This window comes from Granulicatella elegans, from assembly GCF_020735385.1.
Taxonomy (GTDB): domain Bacteria; phylum Bacillota; class Bacilli; order Lactobacillales; family Aerococcaceae; genus Granulicatella; species Granulicatella elegans_B.
In genome coordinates this window covers 230,415-256,194 of record NZ_CP085953.1, presented here as the reverse complement: position 1 = coordinate 256,194, position 25,780 = coordinate 230,415, and the positions used below count along the sequence as shown (strand labels likewise).

Here is a 25,780-nt window from a genome sequence, read left to right as displayed (position 1 = left end):
TCTCTTTGTAAAAAAACAAGGAGGCTTTTTTATGTCAATCAAAAGAATTGCATGGGTGGAGGGAGCAATTGTTGCAGCTTTAGCGATGGCGTTATCATTTATTCCTCATTTTATGGGATGGTTTTCTCCATCGTTTGGTGCGATTGTTTTAGTAGTGTTCGCGTTGCGTAGAGGATTGTATCCAGCGCTATTTTCAGGTCTAGTGTGGGGAATCTTACATTTTGTGCTTGGAAAAGTTGTTTACTTGTCATTCTCTCAAGTACTTTTAGAATATATTGTTGCGTTTGGAGTGATGGGATTTGCTGGATTACTTCATCATCAATTCCAATCTGCTATTCGTAGTGAAAAACAAGCGTTAGCAATTGTTTATATTTTTATTTCTTCGATCATCGGTGTTGGTATTCGCTATTTTTGGCATTTTGTAGCAGGATTTTTATTCTGGGGGAAATATGCACCAGAAGGAGTATCTCCATATTGGTATTCTTTCACTGTTAATGGAGTTGCTGGATTGCAAACGCTCATTGTAACAATTGTGGTAGCAATTTTATTATTGAAATCTCCAAAAATTTATAAAGAAAAATAAGTTGCATATAGAAAGACTCTTGTAGAATGGATGTTCTATAAGAGTTTTTTTAGCATTTTAACATAGTTAAAAACTATAGATATCGATATTAAATTAGTGTGTGAAAATAACGGATCCGTCAGTTACAATGTCATTACGTTAGTTAGAGAAGCGATCCAATATATTCCATTAGAGAGATTATCATTAAGTACTCAATGTGGATTTGCTTCCACTGAAGAAGGAAATATCTTAACTGAAGAATAACAATGGGCAAAATTAGCATTAATTAAAGAAGTTTTGGGAACTGAAAACTAATAACGAAATGGAAAGGATGGGGAAACCTAGTCTTTTTTATTGAAAAGAAAATCATGTTAGAAAATATAACATAAAAAGTAAGAGAATCCTTGACTTTTATGTGCGTTATTTTTACAATACAGCTATCATATAGGATAAGAGAGGTGTTTGACGATGGGAGAAAAGGAATTACGACGTTCTTTAGCAGTGTTTCCAATAGGAACAGTCATGAAATTAACGGATTTAACAGCAAGACAAATTCGCTACTATGAAGAACAACGTTTAGTTTCACCGGAACGTTCAGACACTAATCGTAGAATGTATTCGTTAAACGATGTAGATCGATTATTAGAAATCAAAGACTACTTGGCAGATGGATTGACCATTGTTGCGATTCAAAAAATTTATTCGAATGTGAAAAAGAATCCGTTAGAAAAACCTTCATCAAATGATGGTTTAACGGATGAAGACGTTCGACGAATTTTATATAACGAAATTATGCATATTGGAAGATTATCTGGACAAGAGAAATTACTATAGGGGTGGAGAAAGATGACAATCACACAAGAAGAAATTTTAAAACAAGTTGAGGAAATGGACGTTCGCTATTTACGTTTGATTTTTACGGATATTTTAGGAACGATTAAAAATGTGGAAGTGCCAATTACTCAATTAAAAAAAGTATTATCGAATAAAATGATGTTCGATGGTTCATCTATTGAAGGTTTTGTTCGTATTGAAGAAAGTGATATGTACTTATATCCTGATTTAGATACGTGGGTTGTATTTCCATGGAGTAGTAAACACGGAACAATCGCGCGATTAATTTGTGATGTATATAAACCAGATGGAACACCATTTGCGGGAGATCCACGTTCAAACTTAAAACGTATTTTAGAAGAAATGGAAGACTTAGGATTTTCTAATTTTAACTTAGGACCAGAGCCAGAGTTCTTCTTATTCAAATTAGATGAAAATGGAGAACCAACGCTTGAAGGAAATGACCAAGGAAGTTACTTCGATTTAGCTCCAGTCGATTTAGGAGAAGAATGTCGTCGTGAAATTGTACTAGAATTAGAAAAAATTGGATTTGACATTGAAGCCAGTCACCATGAAGTAGCACCAGGTCAACATGAAATTGACTGGAAATATGCTCCTGCAGTAGCAGCCTGTGATAATATTCAAACCTTTAAATTAGTCGTCAAAACAATTGCACGCAAACATGGATTGCATGCAACCTTTATGCCAAAACCAGTGTTTGGAATTGCAGGAAGTGGAATGCACTTCAATTTATCATTATTTGATAAAGAAGGGAATAATGCTTTCTATGACCCAACGGATGAACATGGAGTAAGTGATAGTTGTCGTTATTTCATTGCAGGTGTTATGAAACATGCGAAAGCTTTAACAGCGATTTGTAATCCTACAGTCAACTCTTATAAACGTTTAGTGCCAGGATATGAAGCGCCTGTATATATTGCATGGTCAGCTCAAAACCGTTCTCCATTAATTCGTATTCCTGAAGCAAGAGGACTTTCTACTCGTATCGAATTAAGAAGTGTGGATCCAGTGGCAAATCCTTATTTAGCAATGGCAGCTATTTTACGTGCTGGTTTAGAAGGAATTCGTGAAAAATTACCAGTTCCTGATCCAGTTGATCGCAATATTTATGCAATGACAACAGCTGAAAGAAAAGAAGTAGGAATTGATGATCTTCCAAGTAGTTTAGCAGAAGCAATTGATTGCTTGAAAGCTGACACAGTTGTAAAAGATGCATTAGGTGGACATATTTACAGCAACTTTGTAGAAGCGAAAAAATTCGAATGGGCAGCGTATCGTTCACAAGTCACACAATGGGAATTAGATCAATATTTAAAACTGTTTTAATAGATGAGAAAAGCCGAGCGAAAGCTCGGTTTTTTTATAAGGAAAAATTCAACAACATCCCTTCCAACATTTTTTGACAATCCACTATATAAGTGTCATACTATTTAATGACAACACGTGAGAGGAAGTTAGAGATGTATATTAAAGATATGAGAAATTCTATTGCAGAATATCATGAGTTTTTACAAACTCAAGGAAATTGTACTCTTTTTCAAACTCCGGAATGGGGAGAAGTGAAAACAAGAGGAGAATGGAGTAATGACATTCTTTTTGTGATGAATGATCAAGATGAACCAGTTGCAGCGACGATGATTTTATATCGTGCCCTTCCTGTTGTGAAAAGATATTTAGCGTATGCTCCTAGAGGAATTGTGACGGATTATCATCATGCAGAACAATTTAAAGAAGTGATTCAAGCTTTGAAGGCTTATTTAAAACAAAAACGAGTGTTTGGGTTGAAAATTGACCCAGAAATTATGTGGAGAGAACGATGCAATGACTTTTCAATTGTAGAAGATGGAATCAATCAAGAATCCGTTCGTCAATTATTGTTAGAATCAGGATTTGTAAGTCAGCCACTAGATTTAGGTTTTGATGGCATTCAACCAAGAATGACGATGATTGTTGAACTGGAAGATAAAGGGAAAGGGATTTTAGACACTTTCTCTTCTAAGGAAAGATATAAAGTCACAATGGCACAAAAACGTGGAGTTGTTTGTTATAAAGGGAGTATCGAAGATATTGATGATTATGAAGTGTTAAATCGTATTACTGCTGAGCGTGATCAATATATTGCGAGAAGTAAAGAGTATTTAACAACGATTTATGAAACATTACATACTCACGATATGATGGATTTATATTTTGCAAAAATTGATTATCATGTCGCAAAAGAATCAACAGAAAATAGAATTCACCAAGCCAAAGCAGAGGTGGAAAAAATTGCGTCACAAGTTGAAAGTACTCAAAATGAGAAAAAGAGAGCTAATTTATTGAATCAAAGAGAAAGCTTGTTGAAAAATATTTCAAAATATGAACAAGAAGTGGTTGAGTTAGAAGCGTTATGTAAAGAATATCCAAATGGAAAAGTCTTAAGCGGTGCATTTGTCGCAACGTATAAAGAAACGGCGTATTATTTATATGGAGCGAATATTACAGATGATGCAGGCTTAAATGCAAATAAAGCTTTGCAAACATGGATTATGCAACAACTGTATGATGAAAAAGGTATTCGCCACTATGATATGTTTGGTGTTTCAAGTAATGCGGAAGATCATACGGGTATTACAAAATTCAAACAGTCTTTTGCCCCAATATTAGTCGAGTATATTGGAGAATTTGATTTACCGATTAATCGCTTTTGGTTTACAATATTCCAAGATGTTGCACCAAAAGTGATGGAATGGAAGAGAAATTTATTGATGCGTCGTTCATAACTGGCGTACTGCCCCAAAAGTAAGAATAAAAGCTGCTTTTGGGGCATTTTCGTGTTCGGTTTTAGATATCTTTTTAAGATTTTTGAGAGTTATGGTACAATTATAAGACGAGTTTGAAGAGAGGAGGTAGATAAATGAAACAAAATTTAACGTTGAAAAAAATGTTATTTATTTCGTTATTAACAGCTCAAGGAATTATTTTGAGTTTGCTAGAACAAGCGATTCCTTTTCCTTTTGCGTTTGCACCAGGAGCTAAATTAGGAGTTGCGAATATCATTACGGTCATCGGTTTATATACATTGTCCTTACAAGAAGTGGTATTAGTAGTGTTACTCAGAACATTATTAGCAGCTTTGTTAGGGGGGACTTTCTCTACTTTATTGTACAGTAGTGCTGGTGCTACGTTTAGTTTGTTAGGAATGTTACTGATTAAACAATTAGGTCCAAAACGTGTGAGTCTGATTGGTGTGAGTGCGACAGGAGGAATCTTACATAATTTTGGGCAATTAGTGATTGCGAGTTTTATCGCAAAATCTTGGACAGTACTTTTATATTTACCAGCCATGTCGATTGTAGGAATTTTTGCAGGTATTGCGATTGGGATTGCGGCAAATTATGCATTAAATCATGTGAAGATATTAAAAAAATTATCGTGAAAAACAGGAAATGTAAATTTGTGAAAATTTATAAAAATTTATGAAAAGTTAAAAATAAATTAGACAAAACATGGATTTTATACTATAATGCTTAAGTGAAAAATTTATAAAATGAGAGGGGATTTCTAATGACGAAAAAAAATATTGTTGTTATCGGTGCAGGATTTGCAGGAGTAGCAGCAACGAAGAAATTATCACGTCATTTCAGAAAAGATAAAGATGTTACAATTACATTAATTGACAAACATCCATATTTAACATACATGACGGAGTTACATGAAGTAGCTGGAGGTCGTGTAGAACCAGAATCAATTCAATATGATTTACAAAAATTATTTGCTCGTTCAAAAAATGTTCAATTAGTAACAGACAAAGTAGTAAGCTTAGATAAAACTAAAAAAGTTGTATCAACAACTTATAAATCTTTCCGATATGATTATTTAGTAATCGGTATGGGCGGAGAAGCGAATGACTTTGGTGTACAAGGTGTGAAAGAACACGGATTTACATTATGGTCAATGGAAGATGCGATTAAAATGCGCGAACACATTATTCACTGTATAGAACGTGCAGCGAAAGAGCATGTAACTCCAAAACGCCGTGCTTTATTAACATTTACAGTATGTGGTGCTGGATTTACTGGGGTAGAATTAGTCGGTGAAATTATGGACTGGGTTCCAGTGTTAGCAAAACAATATAACTTAGATGAAAGTGAATTCTCACTATACATCGTTGAAGCCGTTCCAACGATTTTAAATATGTTGGATGAAAAAGATGCTGCTAAAGCTGAGAAATTCATGACTAGCCGTGGCATTAAAGTGATTAAAGGCAACGGAATTGAAGAAGTAAAAGAAAACAGCATTCGTTTAGTAGACGGGACTGTTATTCCAACTTACTCATTATTCTGGACAGCTGGTGTTAAAGCGAATACTGAATCTGAAGTATTTGGATTCAAATCTGCTCGTGCAGGTCGTTTAGTCGTAAATGAATTCATGCAAGTAGATGGAGAAGAATACATTTATGCTATCGGGGACTTAGCTTATTATGAAGAACCTGATAAAGAAAATTGTCCAACTCCACAAATCGTTCAAGCAGCTGAACAAACTGGACATACAGCAGCGGAAAATATTATTGCAGATGTAGAAAATGATGCAAAAGTTGCTTATAAAGGGAAATATGATGGATTCATGGTTTCAATTGGATCTCATTATGGTGTAGCCTTCTTAATGGGCAAATATCACTTGAGTGGATTCTTTGCAATGTTGATGAAACATTTAGTAAATATCAAATACTTCTTAGAAATCTTCTCATTATATTATGCCATTCAATATGTATTCCACGAATTCTTCCACATTAAAGATCGTCGTAATATCTTCCGTGGACATTTATCTCGTTACGGGAATGTTCTTTGGGCATTACCATTACGCTTATTCTATGGTGGAATGTGGACAATCGAGGGATTGAAGAAAATCTTTGGTCTTTGGGGTGCACATAGTTGGATTGATGGAACGCATTTAGCATTCCCATTCCCTTGGTTAGTTGAACCAACAAGTGCAGCAAGTGGAGCAGCTGAAACAGTAGCAGCAGCAAGTGGAGCAGCAACTCAAACAGTAGCGGAAGTAGCAACTTCATTTGGATTTAACTATTCATATGGGGAACAGCCAATGATGGTATTAGATAAAATGCCAGACTGGTTTGCTTCAATTATGCAAATCATGATTCCAAACGTTGAAGTAGCTCATGTTATGCAAACAATTATGTCATTTGTAGAATTAGCCATCGGTTTAGCAATTATGGCTGGATTCTTAACGTGGATTGTCAATGCAGTAACCGTTGGATTAGTCACAACATTTGTATTGTCAGGTATGTTCTACTGGGTAAATATGTGGTTTATCCCAGCAGCTATTGCTTTAATGAACGGATCAGGACGTGCATTTGGTTTAGATTACTACTTCATTCCATGGTTCCAAAAAACTGCTGGTAAATGGTGGTATGGAACTTCGAAACATATTTATGGTTTCGGTGCAGATAAACAAGAACGTTAAATAAGATAAAAGTCGGCTTTGCCGGCTTTTTGTCTATAGTGATTGGAGAAAAAATTATGGAAATGATTCATTCAATGTGGAATGAATACCCGTTTTTAAAACAAGAATTATCAGCTATTCGTCAGTTAATGTTAGACAGTGTTGAAATGGAAGATCAAGCTATTCATCAAGCAATTGTAACGATGCTACAACAAGGTGGGAAAATGATTCGTCCAGCGTATCTAACATTATTTGCTAATTGGAGTAACAATGGGAAACAGCAACAAGTAAGAGCCGTTGCAGCGGCGTTAGAACTGTTACATGTTGCAACATTACTCCATGATGATGTGATTGATGAAGCGGATATGAGAAGAGGTCAAAAAACGATTAACTCTCGTTATGGAAATCGTGTAGCAATTTATGCAGGAGATTTTATTTTAACGAGTTGTTATAAACTCTTATCAGAATATGTGAAAGATTTAGAAGGGATTGTCCTTCCAACAAATGGTATGGCTCGAGTTCTAGAAGGCGAATTAGCTCAAATGAGAAATTGTTATCGCTATGATTTAGGACTTCAAGAATATTTGAAACGAATTGAGGGAAAGACAGCCCAGTTATTCATGATTAGTTGTTATATGGGCGCAACATTAGGAGAAATGGATGATGCACTCAGAGCAAAGAAAATTGGTCAGCAAATTGGCATGGCGTTTCAAATTTTAGATGACATCTTAGATTATCAAGTAACTCCTCAAGAATTTGGAAAACCTGTTCTAGAAGATGTTGCGCAAGGGATTTATACAGCGCCGCTAATTTATGCAATGGAAAATAACTCTCAAAAGATTATTCCTTTGCTAGAAAAAAAACAAGAAATTTCTGAAGAAGAAAGATTGGTACTAAGGAAATTAGTGCATGATTCTGGTGGGCTGCAAAAAGCACAACAATTAGCAATGCAATATACGAAACAAGCGTTGTCTCAAATTGAACGTTTGCCTGAAAGTGATATGAAGGCAACAGTAACGCAATTAACGAAACAATTATTAGAACGCACGATGTAATCGTAAAATAAACTCCAATTGATAGTGGCATAGACTGTTGATTGGAGTTTTATTGTATAAGAGGCATCTTGAAAATAGAAGATGTCGATCGTATAGAAATTTTGGGGAGATGTAGAAGATAGGGCCTGATAAATGGTTCTTTCAGTTTAAGTTTGCAAAGAAAATGGAACATGGTATAATAATACCAAAAGGATTTACTAAATTCTAAAATTAAATAGAAAAGGATGAATCAAATGACAATCAAAAAATCATTAGCAACAGCAGCTGTTTTATTATCATCAGTAGTTGTATTAACTGCATGTGGTGGAGGTTCTAAATCAACAACTTCATCTACTGCAACTACAACAGCAGCAACTACTCAAGCAGCAAAATCTACTGCTTCAGGAGAATTAAAAGATGGTACTTACAAATTAGTATCTGAAACTGACAAACGTGGTTGGCATGTAGAATTTACAATCGTAGTTGAAGGTGGCAAAATCACTTCTTCAGATTATGACAACTTAAATAAAGATGGCAAACGTAAATCAGAAGATGAAGCTTATGAAAAACAAATGAAAGATAAAGTTAAAGTTGGACCAGCTGAATACTTCAAAGCATACAATGTTGGTTTAGTACAAAAACAAACTCCATCAGATGTTGAAGTAGTTGCAGGAGCAACACATGCACACACTTCATTTGTAGAATATGCAAATAAATTAATTGAAGCAGCTCAAAAAGGTGACACTAAAGAAATTAAGGTGGCAGCACCTCAAGGCTAATTTCAATTTGACGATGAACCGGGCTTAGGCTCGGTTTTTTGTTTTTGGGAAACAGGAGTTTGGCTTGAGTTATTGTGAAAAATTTAGTAGACTATTTGAATGGAATTTATACATTTAAGGAGAGAAATATGAAAATCAATAAATGGTTGTTGGTAACAACTCTTGCTTTAAGTTCAATTGGATTAGTGAGTTGCCAACAAAAGAAAGTTCAAAAAGTAGAAGTTGTTTCATCAGCTTCCGTGAAAACACCTAGAGAAATTATTAAGTCTCCTGTTAAGAAAACAGATTTTTTACTAGGGACTGCAGTAGCGTTATCTGTTTATCATCCAAATACTGAAGAATTATTAACGCGCGCATTTACAATGGTGAAAGATTTGGAAGCTCGAATTACAGTGAATGCGAGTGGTTCTGAAGTAGATGTGATTAATGAGGCGGCAGGAGATCATGCGGTTGTAGTCAGCGATGAAGTATATGATGTCATTAAACAAGGTCTAGCTTATAGTGAGGAATTTGATGGTAGTTTTGATATTACAGTAGGTCCTCTAACAAGCTTATGGAGAATTGGATTCCCAGATGCTAGAAAACCATCCCAAAAAGAAATTGATGATGCACTACCTTTAGTGAATTATAAAAATGTCGTTTTAAATGATGAAGAAAAAAGTGTCTTTCTAACTCAAAAAGGAATGTTACTAGATTTAGGTGGAATTGCGAAAGGGTTCATTGCAGATCAATTATGGAATTTCTTTAAAAAAGAAGGTGTGACAACAGCGGTTCTTGATTTAGGAGGAAATATTGTTGTAATGGGTGGTTCTCCTGCGCGAGATGGGGTAGCTTGGAATGTTGGGTTGCAAGATCCGCTAGAAAGTCGCGGTACAACTTTAGGAACGATTTTAGAAAAAGAAAAGACAATTGTAACTTCTGGGATATATGAACGTTATTTAGAAGTAGATGGTAAGACTTATCATCATATTTTAAATCCAAAAACAGGATATCCATATGAAAATGACATTGCAGGAGTTTCAATTATTGTCTCAAGTTCTACACGAGGAGATGCATTATCAACTTCAATGTTTTCAATCGGTGTAGAAGAAGGGTTGAAATATGTCAATCAAAAAGATGATGTGGATGCAGTCTTCATGACTCGAGATAAGAAAGTCTATGTTTCAAATTCTATTAAAAATGCGTTTAAACTAACGAATGATCAATATACATGGGAGGGGACGCATTAATATGAAAGATATTATAGAATTAGTAGAGTTAAGAACGAAAATTGCGAGTGTCATTCCTTTTGTGGTCGGATTACTCTTTTCCATTTGGACATTCGGAAATTGCAACGCTGTGAATATGATGTTGTTCTTTGTTGGAATGTTATGTTTTGATATGGCAACGACCGTTATGAATAATTTGATGGACTATGTCAAAGCGAAAAATAAAACGTACCGCCAAGAAGAAAATATTATTGGAACATCATCTTTAACGGTGAAACAGGCAACCATTATATTTACTGCTCTAGTCGGTATTGCAACGATTATTGGAATCATTTTAGTGATGAGAACGAATGTGATTTTATTATTTGTGGGCGCACTTTGTTTTGTGATTGGTATTTTTTATACTTTTGGTCCGATTCCAATTTCGAGGATGCCGTTAGGAGAAGTGTTGTCAGGAGTGACTATGGGATTTGGAATTTTTTGGATTGTGATTTTCCTAAACTCTCCAGAAGCAAGTTTTGCGTGGATGGGATTCGAACAAGGAATGTTAGTTGTCCGATTATCGTTGTTAGATCACTTCAAAGTAGCACTGCTCTCATTGCCATTAGTATGTACGATTGCGAATATTATGTTAAGTAATAATTTATGTGATTTAGAGACAGATATTACGAATCATCGCTATACATTAGTGTATTATATCGGGAAACCAACGGCGTTAACATTATACCAAGTCCTCTATTTCATTAGTTTTGTAGCAATGCTGTTAGCAGTCGTATTACAAATAGCACCAATGTTAATGCTAGGGACTTTAGTAGTTGCAATTCCAGTGTATAAAAATATTCAACTCTTCCTTCAAAAACAAGAGAAACGAACAACTTTTGCATTAGCGATTAAAAACATATTGATGATTCATGTCATGCAAATATTATTATTAGTCATTAGTGTGATATTTTTTCGCTAATGCTTGACAATTGGCACTGAGAATTTTATGATTGAATAGATATGATATAGTAGAAGAAAGAGAGTAGTGAAAATATGGCACAAAAGAAAGCAGCGTTGGCATGTAGTGTATGTGGTTCAAGAAACTATACACTTACTTTAGGACAAAATAAACGTGTCGAACGTTTAGAATTAAAAAAATTCTGTAAGTTTTGCAATAAACAAACACTACATCGAGAAACTAAATAATCGAGAGGAGCAGTTTCGAATGCGTTTTTTAGTAAATATTGTTAAAGAAATGAAGAGAGTAACATGGCCAACTGGTAAAGAAGTCAATAAATATACATTAACAGTTGTGATGGCAGTATTACTTGCATTAGGCTTTTTCACTGTGGTGGATTTCGCTATTTCAAATGCATTTAAATTAATTATTAAATAATTCGCAAGAGTTATAAAATAGTGGTATAATAAAAACAAGCAAAAACCTTCAAGTGAGAAGGTTTTTTTGTATGAAAAAATATTAGGAGGAATTATGATGAGTAATGCAGCAAAAGAATGGTATGTATTACATACTTATTCAGGATATGAAAATAAAGTGAAATCAAATATTGAATTACGTATTAGTTCAATGGGAATGGAAGAAAATATTTTTCGAGTAATTGTTCCAGAGGATGAAGAAGTGGAAGTGAAAGATGGAAAGGAAAAAGTTATAGTAAGTAAAACTTTCCCAGGTTATGTATTAGTTGAAATGATTATGTCAGACCAAGCGTGGTATGTTGTACGAAATACTCCAGGTGTTACAGGATTTGTAGGATCTCACGGAGCGGGTTCTAAACCATCTCCATTATTGCCAGAAGAAGTAGAAACATTATTAGGTCGCTTAGGAGTGCCAACTCATGCGCCAGTAGATTTGCATGTTAAAGTTGGAGATTATGTTATTATCACTGAAGGTGCCTTTGATGGTATGAGCGGTAAAGTAACAGAAATCGATGACGAAAAACAAAAAGTTAAAGTAACAATTGAAATGTTTGGTCGTGAAACTGTTGTAGAATTAGAATTCTATCAAGTGAAAGAAGATGACTCTTACTAATGCGAGAAAGACTGTTAGATCGTTTTGTACGATATGCGAAGATTAATACAAGAAGTGATTTAAACTCATCTGCAGTCCCAACAACAAAAAGTCAGTTAGATTTTTTACAAATGTTGAAACAGGAATTGAAGGAATTAGGATTTTCATATATTTCTTTAGATTTAGAAGATGCTTATTTAGTAGCTTGTATTCCAAGTAATTTACCAGAAGGTAAAACGGCTCCTGCAATCGGATTTGTAGCACATGTCGATACTGCAGATTTTAATGCGGAAAATATTCAACCACAAATTCATTCGAATTATGATGGGGAAGATGTTCTGTTAAATTCTGAATTAGGGCTGATGATGCGAGTAGAAGAATTTCCTAACTTGAAAAATTATATTGGGCAAACTCTGATTACAACAGATGGGACAACATTGTTAGGAGCAGATGATAAAGCTGGATTAGTTTCAATAGTAGAAGCAGCTATCGATTTGTTAGATAACCCAGAAATTCCACATGGAGACATTTGGGTAGCTTTTGGACCAGATGAGGAAATTGGGAAAGGCGCCCATCGATTTAAAGCAGAAAGAATGCCGGTTCAATTTGCTTATACATTAGATAGTGGTATAGTCGGAAAATTAGAATATGAAACTTTTAATGCTGCAAGAGCGGTAGTGAAAATTAATGGTACAAGTGTACACCCTGGTCAAGCAAAAAATGTCATGGTAAATGCACTAGCAGAAGCAGCTAAACTGTTTTCAAAATTACCAGAGCAAGAAGTGCCTGAAAGAACGAGTGGGTATGAAGGCTTTTATATGCTTACTAAACAATCAGGCAATATTGGAATGGTAGAAGCGGAATATATTATTCGAGATCATTCTATGGAGAAGTTCCAAGAACGTAAGAAAAATTTCGCAAAAATTGTAGAAAAACAAAATAAAACTTATGATGTTCCAAGAATTGAATGCCATATTTATGATGAATACTTTAATATGTATGAAGTATTAAAAGAAGATATGACTTCAGTTGAAGTAGCAAAAGAAGCATACCGCCAATGTGGAATCGAACCAGATATCCAACCTTTTAGAGGAGGTACAGATGGTTGTATTATTACCTTTAAAGGAATTCCAACACCTAACTTGTTTACAGGTGCAGAAAATTTACATGGGCAATATGAATTTGTTACATTAGAAAGCATGGAAAAAGCAAAAGAAGTTGTATTAACGATTATTCAAAACGTAATCAAATAAAAAATAGCCCTCAGGTCAAAAAGTCTGAGGGCTTTAAATATGAAATAGAGATGGTTTGAGAATTGATAAAAATTAACAAAAACTCTATCTAGTGCCGAAAGCAGGGATCGAACCTGTGACCTACGCGTTACGAGTGCGTTGCTCTACCAACTGAGCTATTTCGGCTTTACAAATATAGTATACTCCACTAAAAGAAAGAAGTAAATAAGTAAAAAACCGTTAACATAAAGTTTTAAGCAGAATAAAACTAAAATATTCAAAAAATATAAAAAAAGTTACAAAAAAGCCTTGCAAAGAATAAAAAGCTATGGTAAATTATAAACACTGTTAACGAACGTTCGCCTTTGAAACGATTGCGAAAAATAAATTTAAAATAAATTTTAAAAAGTAGTTGACAGAAAAAAACACCTGTGATAATATATAGGAGTTGTCGCGATAAAGCGACGTTGACCTTTGAAAACTAAACAAAGAAGACAAACCAAATGTGTAGGGACTTCACAAAAGTGAAGAAACAACAATTTCTTTTCTCTAAGGAGAAAAACAATAAGTCAGTAATTAAAATGAGCTTTCAAAAGCTCATGAATATATTTTCATGAGAGTTTGATCCTGGCTCAGGACGAACGCTGGCGGCGTGCCTAATACATGCAAGTCGAACGAGAGCGACCGATGCTTGCATTGGTCAATCTAGTGGCGAACGGGTGAGTAACACGTGGGTAACCTGCCCATCAGAGGGGGATAACATTCGGAAACGGATGCTAAAACCGCATAGGTTCTTTAGTCGCATGACTGAAGAAGGAAAAGAGGCTTCGGCTTCTGCTGATGGATGGACCCGCGGTGCATTAGCTAGTTGGTGAGGTAACGGCTCACCAAGGCCGTGATGCATAGCCGACCTGAGAGGGTGATCGGCCACATTGGGACTGAGACACGGCCCAAACTCCTACGGGAGGCAGCAGTAGGGAATCTTCCGCAATGGACGCAAGTCTGACGGAGCAACGCCGCGTGAGTGAAGAAGGATTTCGGTTCGTAAAACTCTGTTGTTAGAGAAGAACAGCGCATAGAGTAACTGTTATGCGTGTGACGGTATCTAACCAGAAAGCCACGGCTAACTACGTGCCAGCAGCCGCGGTAATACGTAGGTGGCAAGCGTTGTCCGGATTTATTGGGCGTAAAGCGAGCGCAGGCGGTCAATTAAGTCTGATGTGAAAGCCCCCGGCTCAACCGGGGAGGGTCATTGGAAACTGGTTGACTTGAGTGCAGAAGAGGAGAGTGGAATTCCATGTGTAGCGGTGAAATGCGTAGATATATGGAGGAACACCAGTGGCGAAGGCGACTCTCTGGTCTGTAACTGACGCTGAGGCTCGAAAGCGTGGGTAGCAAACAGGATTAGATACCCTGGTAGTCCACGCCGTAAACGATGAGTGCTAAGTGTTGGAGGGTTTCCGCCCTTCAGTGCTGCAGTTAACGCATTAAGCACTCCGCCTGGGGAGTACGACCGCAAGGTTGAAACTCAAAGGAATTGACGGGGACCCGCACAAGCGGTGGAGCATGTGGTTTAATTCGAAGCAACGCGAAGAACCTTACCAAGTCTTGACATCCTTTGACCACTCTAGAGATAGAGCATTCCCTTCGGGGACAAAGAGACAGGTGGTGCATGGTTGTCGTCAGCTCGTGTCGTGAGATGTTGGGTTAAGTCCCGCAACGAGCGCAACCCTTATTACTAGTTGCCAGCATTGAGTTGGGCACTCTAGTGAGACTGCCGGTGACAAACCGGAGGAAGGTGGGGATGACGTCAAATCATCATGCCCCTTATGACTTGGGCTACACACGTGCTACAATGGATGGTACAACGAGCAGCGAACTCGCGAGGGTAAGCGAATCTCTTAAAGCCATTCTCAGTTCGGATTGTAGGCTGCAACTCGCCTACATGAAGCCGGAATCGCTAGTAATCGCGGATCAGCACGCCGCGGTGAATACGTTCCCGGGTCTTGTACACACCGCCCGTCACACCACGAGAGTTTGTAACACCCAAAGTCGGTGAGGTAACCTTACGGAGCCAGCCGCCTAAGGTGGGATAGATGATTGGGGTGAAGTCGTAACAAGGTAGCCGTATCGGAAGGTGCGGCTGGATCACCTCCTTTCTAAGGATAACATCTAATGTTTCGACGTTAGATGAACACGGAACCCTACAGGTTGAAATCTTTGTTTAGTTTTGAGAGGTTAACTCTCAACTCGACCTTTGAAAACTGAATACTATATCACAAATGAAAACCAAAAATTTACCGAGAGTTAGAGAAATCTAACGAAAAAGAGTTTTTTAACAAGAAGCAACGCGACCATAATGGTTAAGTGAATAAGGGCGCACGGTGAATGCCTTGGCACTAGGAGCCGAAGAAGGACGGAACGAACACCGATATGCTTTGGGGAGCTGTAAGTAAGCTAAGATCCAGAGATTTCCGAATGGGGGAACCCAACACCCGTGATGGGGTGTTACGCATAAGCGCAGGCTTATGACGAGGTAGACGCGGGGAACTGAAACATCTCATTACCCGCAGGAAGAGAAAGAAAAATCGATTTCCTGAGTAGCGGCGAGCGAAACGGGAAGAGCCCAAACCAGTGTGCATGCACACTGGGGTTGTAGGACTTTCAACAACGTGTATGACAATCTGTAGCAGAACCCTGTTGGAAAGCAGGGCCAAAGAAGGTGACAGTCCTGTATGCAAAACAGAAAGTTGGCACAAGAGAGCACCTGAGTACGGCGGGACACGAGGAATCCCGTCGGAATCCGCCAGGACCATCTGGCAAGGCTAAATACTACCTAGTGACCGATAGTGAACCAGTACCGTGAGGGAAAGGTGAAAAGAACCCCGGGAGGGGAGTGAAAGAGTACCTGAAACCGTGTGCTTACAAGTAGTCAGAGCCCGTTAATGGGTGATGGCGTGCCTTTTGTAGAATGAACCGGCGAGTTACGTTAACATGCGAGGTTAAGATGAAGAGTCGGAGCCGTAGCGAAAGCGAGTCTGAATAGGGCGGCAGAGTATGTTGACGTAGACCCGAAACCAAGTGATCTACCCATGTCCAGGTTGAAGGTGCGGTAAAACGCACTGGAGGACCGAACCAGGGCACGTTGAAAAGTGCTTGGATGAGGTGTGGGTAGCGGAGAAATTCCAATCGAACTTGGAGATAGCTGGTTCTCTCCGAAATAGCTTTAGGGCTAGCCTCGGAATGAAGAATCGTGGAGGTAGAGCACTGTTTGGACTAGGGGCCCATCTCGGGTTACCGAATTCAGATAAACTCCGAATGCCATGTATTTATGTCCGGGAGTCAGACTGCGAGTGATAAGATCCGTAGTCGAAAGGGAAACAGCCCAGACCACCAGCTAAGGTCCCAAAATATCTGTTAAGTGGAAAAGGATGTGGGGTTGCACAGACAACTAGGATGTTGGCTTAGAAGCAGCCATCATTCAAAGAGTGCGTAATAGCTCACTAGTCGAGTGACCCTGCGCCGAAAATGTAACGGGGCTAAACAGATTACCGAAGCTGTGGATTCAGATAATAACTGAGTGGTAGGAGAGCGTTCTAAGGGCGAAGAAGCATGACCGTAAGGACATGTGGAGCGCTTAGAAGTGAGAATGCCGGTATGAGTAGCGAAAGACGGGTGAGAATCCCGTCCACCGAATGACTAAGGTTTCCTGGGGAAGGCTCGTCCTCCCAGGGTTAGTCGGGACCTAAGGCGAGGCCGAAAGGCGTAGTCGATGGATAACAGGTTGATATTCCTGTACTTCTGTTAATTGTTTGAGCAATGGAGGGACGCAGGAGGCTAAGTTGAGCGTACGAGTGGAAAAGTACGTCCAAGCAGCGAGTCCGCTGATGAGTGAAATGCTTGTCACAAACGGGGTAAGCTGTGAAGGGGAGCGAAAAAAAGTAGCGAAGCAACTGACGTCACACTGCCGAGAAAAGCTTCTAGTGAGATTAACAGAACCCGTACCGCAAACCGACACAGGTAGTTGAGTGGAGAACACTAAGGTGAGCGAGCGAACTCTCGTTAAGGAACTCGGCAAAATGACCCCGTAACTTCGGGAGAAGGGGTGCTGGTAGAAATACCAGCCGCAGTGAATAGGCCCAGGCGACTGTTTATCAAAAACATAGGTCTCTGCAAAATCGAAAGATGACGTATAGGGGCTGACGCCTGCCCGGTGCTGGAAGGTTAAGAGGAGAGGTTAGTCCATTAGGGCGAAGCTTTGAATTGAAGCCCCAGTAAACGGCGGCCGTAACTATAACGGTCCTAAGGTAGCGAAATTCCTTGTCGGGTAAGTTCCGACCCGCACGAAAGGCGTAACGATCTGGGCACTGTCTCAACGAGAGACTCGGTGAAATTATAGTACCTGTGAAGATGCAGGTTACCCGCGACAGGACGGAAAGACCCCATGGAGCTTTACTGTAGTTTGATATTGAGTGTTTGTGTGACATGTACAGGATAGGTAGGAGCCGAAGAGATGGGAACGCCAGTTTCCAAGGAGGCAATGGTGGGATACTACCCTTGTTACATGAACCCTCTAACCCGCACCTAGAAGCAAGGTGGGAGACAGTGTCAGACGGGCAGTTTGACTGGGGCGGTCGCCTCCTAAAGTGTAACGGAGGCGCCCAAAGGTTCCCTCAGAATGGTTGGAAATCATTCGAAGAGTGTAAAGGCAGAAGGGAGCTTGACTGCGAGACCAACAAGTCGAGCAGGGACGAAAGTCGGGCTTAGTGATCCGGTGGTACCGAATGGAAGGGCCATCGCTCAACGGATAAAAGCTACCCTGGGGATAACAGGCTTATCTCCCCCAAGAGTTCACATCGACGGGGAGGTTTGGCACCTCGATGTCGGCTCATCGCATCCTGGGGCTGAAGTCGGTCCCAAGGGTTGGGCTGTTCGCCCATTAAAGCGGTACGCGAGCTGGGTTCAGAACGTCGTGAGACAGTTCGGTCCCTATCCGTCGCGGGCGTTGGAAATTTGAGAGGAGCTGTCCTTAGTACGAGAGGACCGGGATGGACACACCGCTGGTGTACCAGTTGTTCTGCCAAGAGCATCGCTGGGTAGCTATGTGTGGACGGGATAAACGCTGAAAGCATCTAAGCGTGAAGCCCCCCTCGAGATGAGATTTCCCATCATTTTAAGTGAGTAAGACCCCTGAGAGACGAACAGGTAGATAGGCTAGAAGTGGAAGTGCCGTGAGGCATGGAGCGGACTAGTACTAATCGGTCGAGGACTTAACCAAGGTTGAAGGTAAAAGAGGAAGAATTTGGATATAGATTCAGTTTTGAGAGAGCGAGAGCTTTTTCAAGAGAGAAGTGTGGTGACGATGGCAAGAAGGATACACCTGTTCCCATCTCGAACACAGAAGTTAAGCTTCTTAGCGCCGATAGTAGTTGGGGGTTTCCCCCTGTGAGGATAGGACGTTGCCACGCTTTTCAAATATTATGGAGGTTTAGCTCAGCTGGGAGAGCACCTGCCTTACAAGCAGGGGGTCAGCGGTTCGATCCCGTTAACCTCCATGAATCATGAGTGATTAGCTCAGTTGGTAGAGCATCTGACTTTTAATCAGAGGGTCACAGGTTCGAGCCCTGTATCACTCATAGCCGGCTTAGCTCAGTTGGTAGAGCATCTGATTTGTAATCAGAGGGTCGAGGGTTCAAGTCCTTTAGCCGGCATTTAAACGAATAAATTGCGGAAGTAGTTCAGTGGTAGAACACCACCTTGCCAAGGTGGGGGTCGCGGGTTCGAACCCCGTCTTCCGCTTTGCCAATGATAAACCATGGCCTATGCCGGGGTGGCGGAATTGGCAGACGCACAGGACTTAAAATCCTGCGGTCAGTGATGACCGTGCCGGTTCGACCCCGGCCCTCGGCATTTTCAATATAATTGAATAAAATTTGCACCCATAGCTCAATTGGATAGAGTACTTGACTACGAATCAAGCGGTTACAGGTTCGACTCCTGTTGGGTGCATATATCGGGAATTAGCTCAGCTTGGTAGAGCACTTGGTTTGGGACCAAGGGGTCGTAGGTTCGAATCCTGTATTCCCGATTTTTTTATGGGGGCTTAGCTCAGCTGGGAGAGCGCCTGCTTTGCACGCAGGAGGTCAGCGGTTCGATCCCGCTAGTCTCCATTAAGATTATATAATTATGGCGGTGTAGCTCAGCTGGCTAGAGCGTCCGGTTCATACCCGGGAGGTCGGGGGTTCGATCCCCTTCGCCGCTATTAATTGAGCTTGGACCTTTAGCTCAGGTGGTTAGAGCAGACGGCTCATAACCGTCCGGTCGTAGGTTCGAGTCCTACAAGGTCCATTGACCTATATTCACGGAGGATTACCCAAGTCCGGCTGAAGGGAACGGTCTTGAAAACCGTCAGGCGTGTAAAAGCGTGCAAGGGTTCGAATCCCTTATCCTCCTTACTAATGTTATCGCGGGGTGGAGCAGTTGGCAGCTCGTCGGGCTCATAACCCGAAGGTCGTAGGTTCGAGTCCTACCTCCGCAATTTCTACCAAGGTTCCGTGGTGTAGGGGTTAACATGCCTGCCTGTCACGCAGGAGATCGCGGGTTCGATTCCCGTCGGGACCGTAATTCTAGGCTCGGTAGCTCAGTTGGTAGAGCATTTGATTGAAGCTCAAAGTGTCGGCAGTTCGATTCTGTCCCGAGCCATTATATAATGCGGGTGTAGTTTAGTGGTAAAACTACAGCCTTCCAAGCTGTTGTCGCGAGTTCGATTCTCGTCACCCGCTTTTTGGAAGTTAAGGGCCTATAGCTCAGCTGGTTAGAGCGCACGCCTGATAAGCGTGAGGTCGATGGTTCGAGTCCATTTAGGCCCATAGATATTTTTTATCGAAATATTGCATTGGATATTGGGGAAGTACTCAAGAGGCTGAAGAGGCGCCCCTGCTAAGGGTGTAGGTCGGGAAACCGGCGCGAGGGTTCAAATCCCTCCTTCTCCGTTCTTTTAAAATTCTGGCCCGTTGGTCAAGCGGTTAAGACACCGCCCTTTCACGGCGGTAACACGGGTTCGAGTCCCGTACGGGTCATAGATGGAGGTTTAGCTCAGCTGGGAGAGCACCTGCCTTACAAGCAGGGGGTCAGCGGTTCGATCCCGTTAACCTCCATTCCCTAAAATATGGTTCCGTGGTGTAGGGGTTAACATGCCTGCCTGTCACGCAGGAGATCGCGGGTTCGATTCCCGTCGGGACCGTTTATAGAATGCGGGTGTAGTTTAGTGGTAAAACTACAGCCTTCCAAGCTGTTGTCGCGAGTTCGATTCTCGTCACCCGCTTTAAATTTTTTCTTGGCCCGTTGGTCAAGCGGTTAAGACACCGCCCTTTCACGGCGGTAACACGGGTTCGAGTCCCGTACGGGTCATCATTAGCACTCTTACGAGTGCTTTTTTTGTATCTATAGAAATAAAGGAGAATGTTAAATGAAAATTTTATTAACAGGTTTTGATCCATTTGGTGGAGAAAATATTAATCCTTCTTGGGAAGTTGTTCGTCATATTCCAGAAAAAATAAAAAATGCAGAAATAAAAGGAATTCAAATTCCTACGGTATTTCAGAAATCCTTTGAGGTATTAAAGAAAGAAATGGAAAGTTTCAATCCTGATGTTGTCATTTGTGTAGGACAAGCAGGAGGAAGACAGGGAATTACTCCAGAACGTATTGCGATAAATATTGATGATGCACGTATTCCAGATAATGAAGACAATCAACCCATTGATTTCCCAATTCAAAAGGATGGAGAAAGTGCTTATTTTTCAACATTACCTATTAAAGCTATGGTGGATAAAATGATTGCGTCAGGTTTTTCTGCTTCTGTTTCAAATACTGCAGGTACTTTTGTATGTAATCATATTATGTATCAAGTACTTTATTATGCTTCTAAAAATCATCCATTATTAAAAGCTGGCTTTATTCATGTACCTTTCTTACCTGAACAAGTAAAAGAAAAAAATCAATATCCTTCTATGGAATTAGAAGAAATGGTTCAAGCTCTAACGCTTTGTGTTGAAACAGTTATTGATTATCAAGATAAAGAGGATTTAAAAACCATTGGTGGAGCAATTCATTAATATAAAAAACAGGATTGATGGGAGAGTCCGTCAATCCTGTTTTGTGTTTAGTGACTATAATAAAAACTATTTCCTGCAAAGGATGGTTCACTCGTAATGGTAATGCCTAAATCACGATAAATTTCTTCATCGGCTTTTTGTAAAATAACGGTACTATGTGCTTGTAAATTTCTTAAAAAGACTAATTGATTTTTAGCGGCTTCTGCAGATGGATTTGTAACGGCAGACATACTTAAAGCAATGAGTACTTCCTTACTATCGAGGGATCGTCTTTGCTGACGAAAGACATCTTGACTCAATTTTGTAATGGATTCAAGAATAACGGGCGGTAATAAGTGTAAATCTTTTTGAATACCTGCTAATTCTTTAATCGCATTTAATAAGCAAGCAGCTCCTGCTGTCATTGTTTCGCTTTGTTTTCCAGTAATCATTTTACCATTTGGTAACTCAATAGCAACGATTTCGCTGTTGGATTCTTTGGCTTTACTCAATGCTTTTTCGACAACTGGACGATCTTGAGGGGTTAGTCCCATTTCATCCATAATATATTTTCCACGTTGAGCAGTTTCTAATGTGCCAATGCCACGTTTGTAATCACATTGTAAGTGGTAGTATCTGCGAATAATTTCTTGTTTAGAAGCTTCTTGTACGACTGCATCGTCTGTTATGGCAAATCCAACGCGGTTTACTCCCATATCGGTTGGTGAGTAATAAGGAATTTCTTGGTCTTTGTATATTTTTCTTAAAATTCTTCTTAAAAGTGGGAATGCTTCAATATCTCGATTATAGTTAACCGTTGTAATGCCATATTTTTCCAAATGATATGGATCAATCATATTGACATCTTCTAAATCAGCTGTTGCAGCTTCATAGGCAATGTTAACAGGATGGTTTAATGGTAAATTCCATACAGGGAATGTTTCAAATTTTGCATAACCTGCGGAACGTCCTCTTTTGGTTTCATGATAGAGCTGACTTAAACAAGTCGCTAGTTTTCCGCTATTGGCACCAGGTGCTGTTACAACGACTAATGGGCGAGTGGTTTCAATGTATGCATTGGCTCCGTAGCCTGCATCACTGACAATGGTATCCACATCCATTGGATAGCCTTCTGTGTGACCGTGAGTATAAACGGTCATTCCTCTGCGTTCTAACATATTTTTGAATTGTGTGGCAGCTGGTTGACCAGTGTATCTTGTAATGAGTACGCTATTAATTTTCAAATCCCAGTGGTGTAAATCATCAATCATTCGTAAGACATCTCGGTCATAAGTAATGCCTAAGTCTCCACGTATTTTATTTTGTTCGATATCCCCAGCGTAAACACAGATGATAATTTCTGCTTGGTTTCTCAAACGATAGAGTAGTTTGACTTTTCCATCTGGATCAAATCCAGGTAATACTCTCATTGCGTGAAAATCTCCAATGAGTTTACCACCAAATTCTAAATAGAGTTTGTCATAACTATTCACGCGCTCTAAAATATATTGACTTTGTTCTTCCAGGTATTTTTCGCTATCAAATCCTAATTGCATTTTTAACGCCCCCGTTTCATTATTTTCAAGTCCAAAGTATAGCATTCTCTTATCAAAAAAGAAAGAAAAATTTTCACTTTTGCATATTTTTAGTTGTCTACTTTTGCATTTGTTTAGATGAGGTGGTAAACTTACTTAATAAAACCGAGTCCGAAAGGAGCTTTTTATGGGAAATTTAATTACTTATGTACAGCAATACGAAGCTCAAACATTTCAAGAAAAATCAGTAACGGATATTGATATTTTAGTTTTAACAGAAATCGCCTATTTACCATTTGATGGAATTGTACCTTCATCTTTTGAGGTAAAAGCTGCCATTTCACTTAACCAATTAGGTAAAGAATTTGCAACAATCAAAGAAAAAGAACACGAAAATAATCCCTTTATGATTACAAAAGAAAGAATGAAATTACTAGATGTTGTGTCTAAAAGTCAACGTTTCAAAGATATTAAAGTGTTTGGATTTTTGAACGATATTGATGATGAACTTACAAAACAATTTGCTGCAGTTTGTTATCAATGGGAAGAAGAAAGTCGATGGATTATTTTTAGAGGAACAGATGAAAGTTTAATAGGTTGGAAAGAAGACTTTATGATGACTTATTCTGACTTGATTCCTGCACAAACAGATGCGATAGAGTATTTAAGAAAACAAGCAGAGTTATTCGCAGGAAGTTTAAATGTATCCGGACATTCTAAAGGAGGAAATCTGTCCTTATATGCAAGTGCAATGCAAGAAGAATCCATTCAACAGCGAATACAGCAGATTTATTGTTGGGATTCTCCAGGGGTACATCGTTCGATTTTAATGACAGAAGGATATCAAAGAGTAGTATCAAAAGCAAAAAGATATATTCCGCAAGATTCGATAGTAGGGTTGATGTTAGAATCTCAAGTTCCTTATCATATTATTGAAAGTCAAGGAAGTGGCATTGTTCAACATAGTGCTTTAATGTGGAATATAGAAGAGGATTGTTTTGTTGAACGAACCGAATTGACGAAAAATAGCCAATTAACGGATCAAACGTTTAAACAATGGACCGAGACCGTTACGGATGAAGATTTAAAACTATTTTTTGATACATTTTTTGAATTATTTTTTGAAATGGGCGTAGAGACGGTTAATGAAGTTTATCATCATTTTAGGATGTATATGCAAGAATTTTTCAAAAAAGCCTATCAAATGGATACAGAAAAACGAGAAATCTTATTAAGAGTGGGACGATTATTATTCCAAATTCGTTATGAAATATGGAAAGATACGTTGTCCATTCCAGTAGAACTTCCACCTTTAACATTGCCGAGTGTAGAAGAATTAGTAGAAAGTTGGACGGAAGAACATCGCATTGCTGTGACTTATCAGTCTACAGAAGAAAACGAAGAAATTCGTCACTATTATCAACACCGACAAAAACAAAAGAATTTAGAAACAAACCAAGCCAAGCAGTCTGAATAATGCTTGGCTTGGTTATATTGGCTCTTTGTCAAATAGGGTTGGTGGATTTTCTCCATCAACGCTATAAATTATAGAACCTCAACTTTTAAACTTAAGGCTACACCCATTCCCCCTCCAACACATAGAGAGGCAATTCCGGTTTGTAATTGACGTTGTTGTAAAGCATGAATTAAAGTCACCACAATCCGAGCACCTGAAGCTCCAATTGGATGCCCTAAGGCAATGGCACCACCGTTAACATTCACTTTTTCAGGGTTAATGTTTAAGTCTTTGATGACTGCCAAACTTTGAGCAGCAAAAGCTTCGTTCAATTCAAATAAATCAACTTTATCTAATGGGATATGAGTTCTTTGAATGAGTTTTTCAATGGCAGGGACTGGTCCGATTCCCATCATAGAAGGGTCGACTCCTGCTTCAGCATATCCTGTTAAAGTAGCTAAGATTGGCAAGTTTAAAGTATCGGCAACTTCTCGTGTTGTTAAGATTAAAGCTGCAGCTCCATCGTTAATTCCTGAAGAATTTCCAGCTGTTACGACTCCTTCTGTTTTAAAGGCGGGTCTTAGAGAACTGAGAGATTCTACGGTTGTTTCTGGGCGAATAAATTCATCCTTATCGATGCTTATAACTTGTTTTGTTTTTTTATTCGTGATTTCAATTGGTGTAATTTCTTTATCAAAAGCACCATTTTGTTGTGCTTGGTATGTTTTGTCTTGAGAGTGTGCTGCAAATTCATCTAATTGTTGACGAGTCAATCCATATTTTTTAACTAGATTTTCAGCAGTTATTCCCATGGCTTCATTTGAAAAGGCATCGGTTAAGCCATCGTGGAATAAAGCATCAATCATGGTGTAATTTCCATTTTTTGTAGCAAATCGATTTTGTAATAAATGTGGTGCTAAAGACATATTTTCCATTCCGCCGGCTAATACAATTTTTGCATCTCCTAGGCGAATGGCTTGAGCTGCTAATAAAATAGATTTTAATCCAGAACCACAAACTTCGTTTACGGTTAAAGCTGTACTCGTATGCAGTAATCCTGAATTTAGCGCAACTTGACGGGCAGGGTTTTGACCAAGACCTGCTTGTAATACTTGTCCAAAAATGACTGTGTCGATTAAAGTTGGATCTATATTTCCTTTTTCAATCGCAGATTTTACAACGGCTGTACCTAGGTCAACAGCACTAATAGAAGCGAATTGTCCTCCAAATTTTCCAATGGCTGTTCTAGTAGCACTAATAATAACAATATCGTTTGAATTCATATCATTCTCCTTAAAATTTCATTTCCTTTACTATTGTAATCGAAAGTTGTACAGAAACCTATTAAAATACTACATAAAAAGTTAAAGATTTGTTAAAAGAATCGTACTTTTGTATTCCTATTTAGTTTAGTATTGATGATTGTAAATTCTATCATTTATCTTTTTTGTGTAGCGATAAGTAGCCTAATTTATTATAAAGAATCTACAACTTGATATAGAATTCATTTCCTTCTATAGCACAGAAATACTAAATTAAAACATGATAGAAGGGATAGATTATTGCTTGTTGCA

The 25,780-nt window shown here is 39.0% G+C and carries 18 protein-coding genes, 23 tRNA genes and 3 rRNA genes; 41 read left to right on the top strand and 3 right to left on the bottom strand.

From position 1 onward, the window contains the following. The first annotated feature begins 31 nt into the window (after positions 1-31). The 14 genes from thiT (at position 32) to pepT (ending at position 13,141) form a co-directional block, all read left to right on the top strand. Positions 32-583 (top strand): energy-coupled thiamine transporter ThiT, encoded by a 552-nt coding sequence (gene thiT, locus LK443_RS01345; RefSeq protein WP_227931824.1) that lies wholly within the window; start codon positions 32-34, stop codon positions 581-583. A gap of 447 nt (positions 584-1,030) precedes the next feature. Next, the gene (locus LK443_RS01340) at positions 1,031-1,396 is read left to right on the top strand and encodes a MerR family transcriptional regulator (RefSeq protein WP_227931823.1); all 366 of its coding nucleotides are present in this window, start codon (positions 1,031-1,033) and stop codon (positions 1,394-1,396) included. 12 nt (positions 1,397-1,408) lie between these two features. Further along, positions 1,409-2,743, top strand: coding sequence for a type I glutamate--ammonia ligase (gene glnA / locus LK443_RS01335; RefSeq protein ID WP_227931822.1), 1,335 nt, complete (start codon positions 1,409-1,411; stop codon positions 2,741-2,743). A 134-nt stretch (positions 2,744-2,877) separates the two neighbouring features. Next, positions 2,878-4,179: a lipid II:glycine glycyltransferase FemX gene (locus LK443_RS01330; RefSeq protein ID WP_227931821.1), complete on the top strand. Its 1,302-nt coding sequence runs from the start codon at positions 2,878-2,880 to the stop codon at positions 4,177-4,179. A gap of 134 nt (positions 4,180-4,313) precedes the next feature. Further along, positions 4,314-4,835, top strand: coding sequence for a Gx transporter family protein (locus LK443_RS01325; RefSeq protein WP_227931820.1), 522 nt, complete (start codon positions 4,314-4,316; stop codon positions 4,833-4,835). Positions 4,836-4,963: 128 nt separating this feature from the next. Beyond that, a complete protein-coding gene (locus tag LK443_RS01320; protein ID WP_227931819.1) occupies positions 4,964-6,880 on the top strand; it encodes an NAD(P)/FAD-dependent oxidoreductase in 1,917 nt (638 codons plus the stop codon). Between the two features lie 56 nt (positions 6,881-6,936). Further along, a complete protein-coding gene (locus LK443_RS01315; RefSeq protein ID WP_227931818.1) occupies positions 6,937-7,914 on the top strand; it encodes a polyprenyl synthetase family protein in 978 nt (325 codons plus the stop codon). A gap of 233 nt (positions 7,915-8,147) precedes the next feature. Then, positions 8,148-8,672: an FMN-binding protein gene (locus tag LK443_RS01310; RefSeq protein WP_227931817.1), complete on the top strand. Its 525-nt coding sequence runs from the start codon at positions 8,148-8,150 to the stop codon at positions 8,670-8,672. Between the two features lie 128 nt (positions 8,673-8,800). Further along, complete coding sequence (locus LK443_RS01305) at positions 8,801-9,901, top strand: FAD:protein FMN transferase (RefSeq protein WP_227931816.1); 1,101 nt, start codon at positions 8,801-8,803, stop codon at positions 9,899-9,901. A 1-nt stretch (position 9,902) separates the two neighbouring features. After that, a complete protein-coding gene (gene menA / locus LK443_RS01300) occupies positions 9,903-10,841 on the top strand; it encodes a 1,4-dihydroxy-2-naphthoate polyprenyltransferase (protein WP_265416423.1) in 939 nt (312 codons plus the stop codon). Positions 10,842-10,915: 74 nt separating this feature from the next. Continuing rightward, positions 10,916-11,068: a 50S ribosomal protein L33 gene (gene rpmG, locus LK443_RS01295; protein ID WP_006703972.1), complete on the top strand. Its 153-nt coding sequence runs from the start codon at positions 10,916-10,918 to the stop codon at positions 11,066-11,068. A 19-nt stretch (positions 11,069-11,087) separates the two neighbouring features. Further along, a complete protein-coding gene (gene secE, locus LK443_RS01290; RefSeq protein ID WP_227931814.1) occupies positions 11,088-11,258 on the top strand; it encodes a preprotein translocase subunit SecE in 171 nt (56 codons plus the stop codon). Between the two features lie 93 nt (positions 11,259-11,351). Then, positions 11,352-11,909 (top strand): transcription termination/antitermination protein NusG, encoded by a 558-nt coding sequence (nusG, locus tag LK443_RS01285; RefSeq protein WP_227931813.1) that lies wholly within the window; start codon positions 11,352-11,354, stop codon positions 11,907-11,909. Next, a complete protein-coding gene (gene pepT / locus LK443_RS01280) occupies positions 11,909-13,141 on the top strand; it encodes a peptidase T (RefSeq protein WP_227931812.1) in 1,233 nt (410 codons plus the stop codon). Before nusG ends, pepT begins: the two co-directional genes overlap by 1 nt. Before the next feature lie 92 nt (positions 13,142-13,233). Here the strand turns inward: pepT and LK443_RS01275 are convergent. Next, positions 13,234-13,306: transfer RNA gene (locus tag LK443_RS01275), tRNA-Thr, on the bottom strand. A gap of 423 nt (positions 13,307-13,729) precedes the next feature. On the opposite strand from LK443_RS01275, the gene LK443_RS01270 reads away from it, so the two are divergent. The 26 genes from LK443_RS01270 to pcp all read left to right on the top strand — a co-directional run bounded on the left by LK443_RS01270 (position 13,730) and on the right by pcp (position 21,236). Further along, a 16S ribosomal RNA gene (locus tag LK443_RS01270) occupies positions 13,730-15,279 on the top strand. A 202-nt stretch (positions 15,280-15,481) separates the two neighbouring features. Then, positions 15,482-18,398 (top strand): 23S ribosomal RNA (locus LK443_RS01265). 74 nt (positions 18,399-18,472) lie between these two features. Beyond that, positions 18,473-18,588 (top strand): 5S ribosomal RNA (gene rrf, locus LK443_RS01260). Together the 16S, 23S and 5S rRNA genes with 22 tRNA genes alongside form the textbook arrangement of a ribosomal RNA operon. Before the next feature lie 14 nt (positions 18,589-18,602). Further along, a tRNA-Val gene (locus LK443_RS01255) sits at positions 18,603-18,675 on the top strand. Between the two features lie 8 nt (positions 18,676-18,683). Continuing rightward, positions 18,684-18,756: transfer RNA gene (locus tag LK443_RS01250), tRNA-Lys, on the top strand. Between the two features lie 2 nt (positions 18,757-18,758). Continuing rightward, a tRNA-Thr gene (locus tag LK443_RS01245) sits at positions 18,759-18,831 on the top strand. 16 nt (positions 18,832-18,847) lie between these two features. After that, positions 18,848-18,919, top strand: a tRNA-Gly gene (locus LK443_RS01240). Positions 18,920-18,944: 25 nt separating this feature from the next. After that, a tRNA-Leu gene (locus LK443_RS01235) sits at positions 18,945-19,030 on the top strand. A 25-nt stretch (positions 19,031-19,055) separates the two neighbouring features. Further along, positions 19,056-19,129: transfer RNA gene (locus LK443_RS01230), tRNA-Arg, on the top strand. A gap of 5 nt (positions 19,130-19,134) precedes the next feature. Further along, positions 19,135-19,208, top strand: a tRNA-Pro gene (locus tag LK443_RS01225). Between the two features lie 9 nt (positions 19,209-19,217). After that, positions 19,218-19,290: transfer RNA gene (locus LK443_RS01220), tRNA-Ala, on the top strand. 18 nt (positions 19,291-19,308) lie between these two features. Further along, positions 19,309-19,382: transfer RNA gene (locus LK443_RS01215), tRNA-Met, on the top strand. A 12-nt stretch (positions 19,383-19,394) separates the two neighbouring features. Continuing rightward, positions 19,395-19,468: transfer RNA gene (locus LK443_RS01210), tRNA-Ile, on the top strand. Between the two features lie 15 nt (positions 19,469-19,483). Then, positions 19,484-19,573: transfer RNA gene (locus LK443_RS01205), tRNA-Ser, on the top strand. 12 nt (positions 19,574-19,585) lie between these two features. Continuing rightward, positions 19,586-19,658 (top strand) — tRNA-Met (locus tag LK443_RS01200). Positions 19,659-19,668: 10 nt separating this feature from the next. Continuing rightward, positions 19,669-19,741: transfer RNA gene (locus tag LK443_RS01195), tRNA-Asp, on the top strand. Between the two features lie 8 nt (positions 19,742-19,749). Beyond that, a tRNA-Phe gene (locus LK443_RS01190) sits at positions 19,750-19,822 on the top strand. Between the two features lie 9 nt (positions 19,823-19,831). After that, positions 19,832-19,902: transfer RNA gene (locus LK443_RS01185), tRNA-Gly, on the top strand. 13 nt (positions 19,903-19,915) lie between these two features. After that, positions 19,916-19,989 (top strand) — tRNA-Ile (locus LK443_RS01180). Positions 19,990-20,024: 35 nt separating this feature from the next. Next, positions 20,025-20,112 (top strand) — tRNA-Ser (locus LK443_RS01175). A 15-nt stretch (positions 20,113-20,127) separates the two neighbouring features. Next, positions 20,128-20,199: transfer RNA gene (locus LK443_RS01170), tRNA-Glu, on the top strand. Between the two features lie 5 nt (positions 20,200-20,204). Next, positions 20,205-20,277, top strand: a tRNA-Val gene (locus LK443_RS01165). A 13-nt stretch (positions 20,278-20,290) separates the two neighbouring features. Then, positions 20,291-20,363, top strand: a tRNA-Asp gene (locus tag LK443_RS01160). Positions 20,364-20,373: 10 nt separating this feature from the next. Next, positions 20,374-20,444 (top strand) — tRNA-Gly (locus tag LK443_RS01155). A gap of 14 nt (positions 20,445-20,458) precedes the next feature. Then, a tRNA-Glu gene (locus LK443_RS01150) sits at positions 20,459-20,530 on the top strand. A gap of 58 nt (positions 20,531-20,588) precedes the next feature. Beyond that, the gene (gene pcp / locus LK443_RS01145; RefSeq protein ID WP_227931811.1) at positions 20,589-21,236 is read left to right on the top strand and encodes a pyroglutamyl-peptidase I; all 648 of its coding nucleotides are present in this window, start codon (positions 20,589-20,591) and stop codon (positions 21,234-21,236) included. A gap of 47 nt (positions 21,237-21,283) precedes the next feature. Here the strand turns inward: pcp and LK443_RS01140 are convergent, their stop codons facing one another. Continuing rightward, the gene (locus tag LK443_RS01140) at positions 21,284-22,771 is read right to left on the bottom strand and encodes a DUF1846 domain-containing protein (RefSeq protein WP_227932427.1); all 1,488 of its coding nucleotides are present in this window, start codon (positions 22,769-22,771) and stop codon (positions 21,284-21,286) included. A gap of 166 nt (positions 22,772-22,937) precedes the next feature. On the opposite strand from LK443_RS01140, the gene LK443_RS01135 reads away from it, so the two are divergent. After that, the gene (locus LK443_RS01135; RefSeq protein WP_227931810.1) at positions 22,938-24,227 is read left to right on the top strand and encodes an Mbeg1-like protein; all 1,290 of its coding nucleotides are present in this window, start codon (positions 22,938-22,940) and stop codon (positions 24,225-24,227) included. A gap of 68 nt (positions 24,228-24,295) precedes the next feature. Here LK443_RS01135 and LK443_RS01130 read toward each other — a convergent pair whose 3' ends face one another. Next, a complete protein-coding gene (locus LK443_RS01130; protein ID WP_227931809.1) occupies positions 24,296-25,489 on the bottom strand; it encodes an acetyl-CoA C-acetyltransferase in 1,194 nt (397 codons plus the stop codon). Between the last annotated feature and the right edge of the window lie 291 nt (positions 25,490-25,780).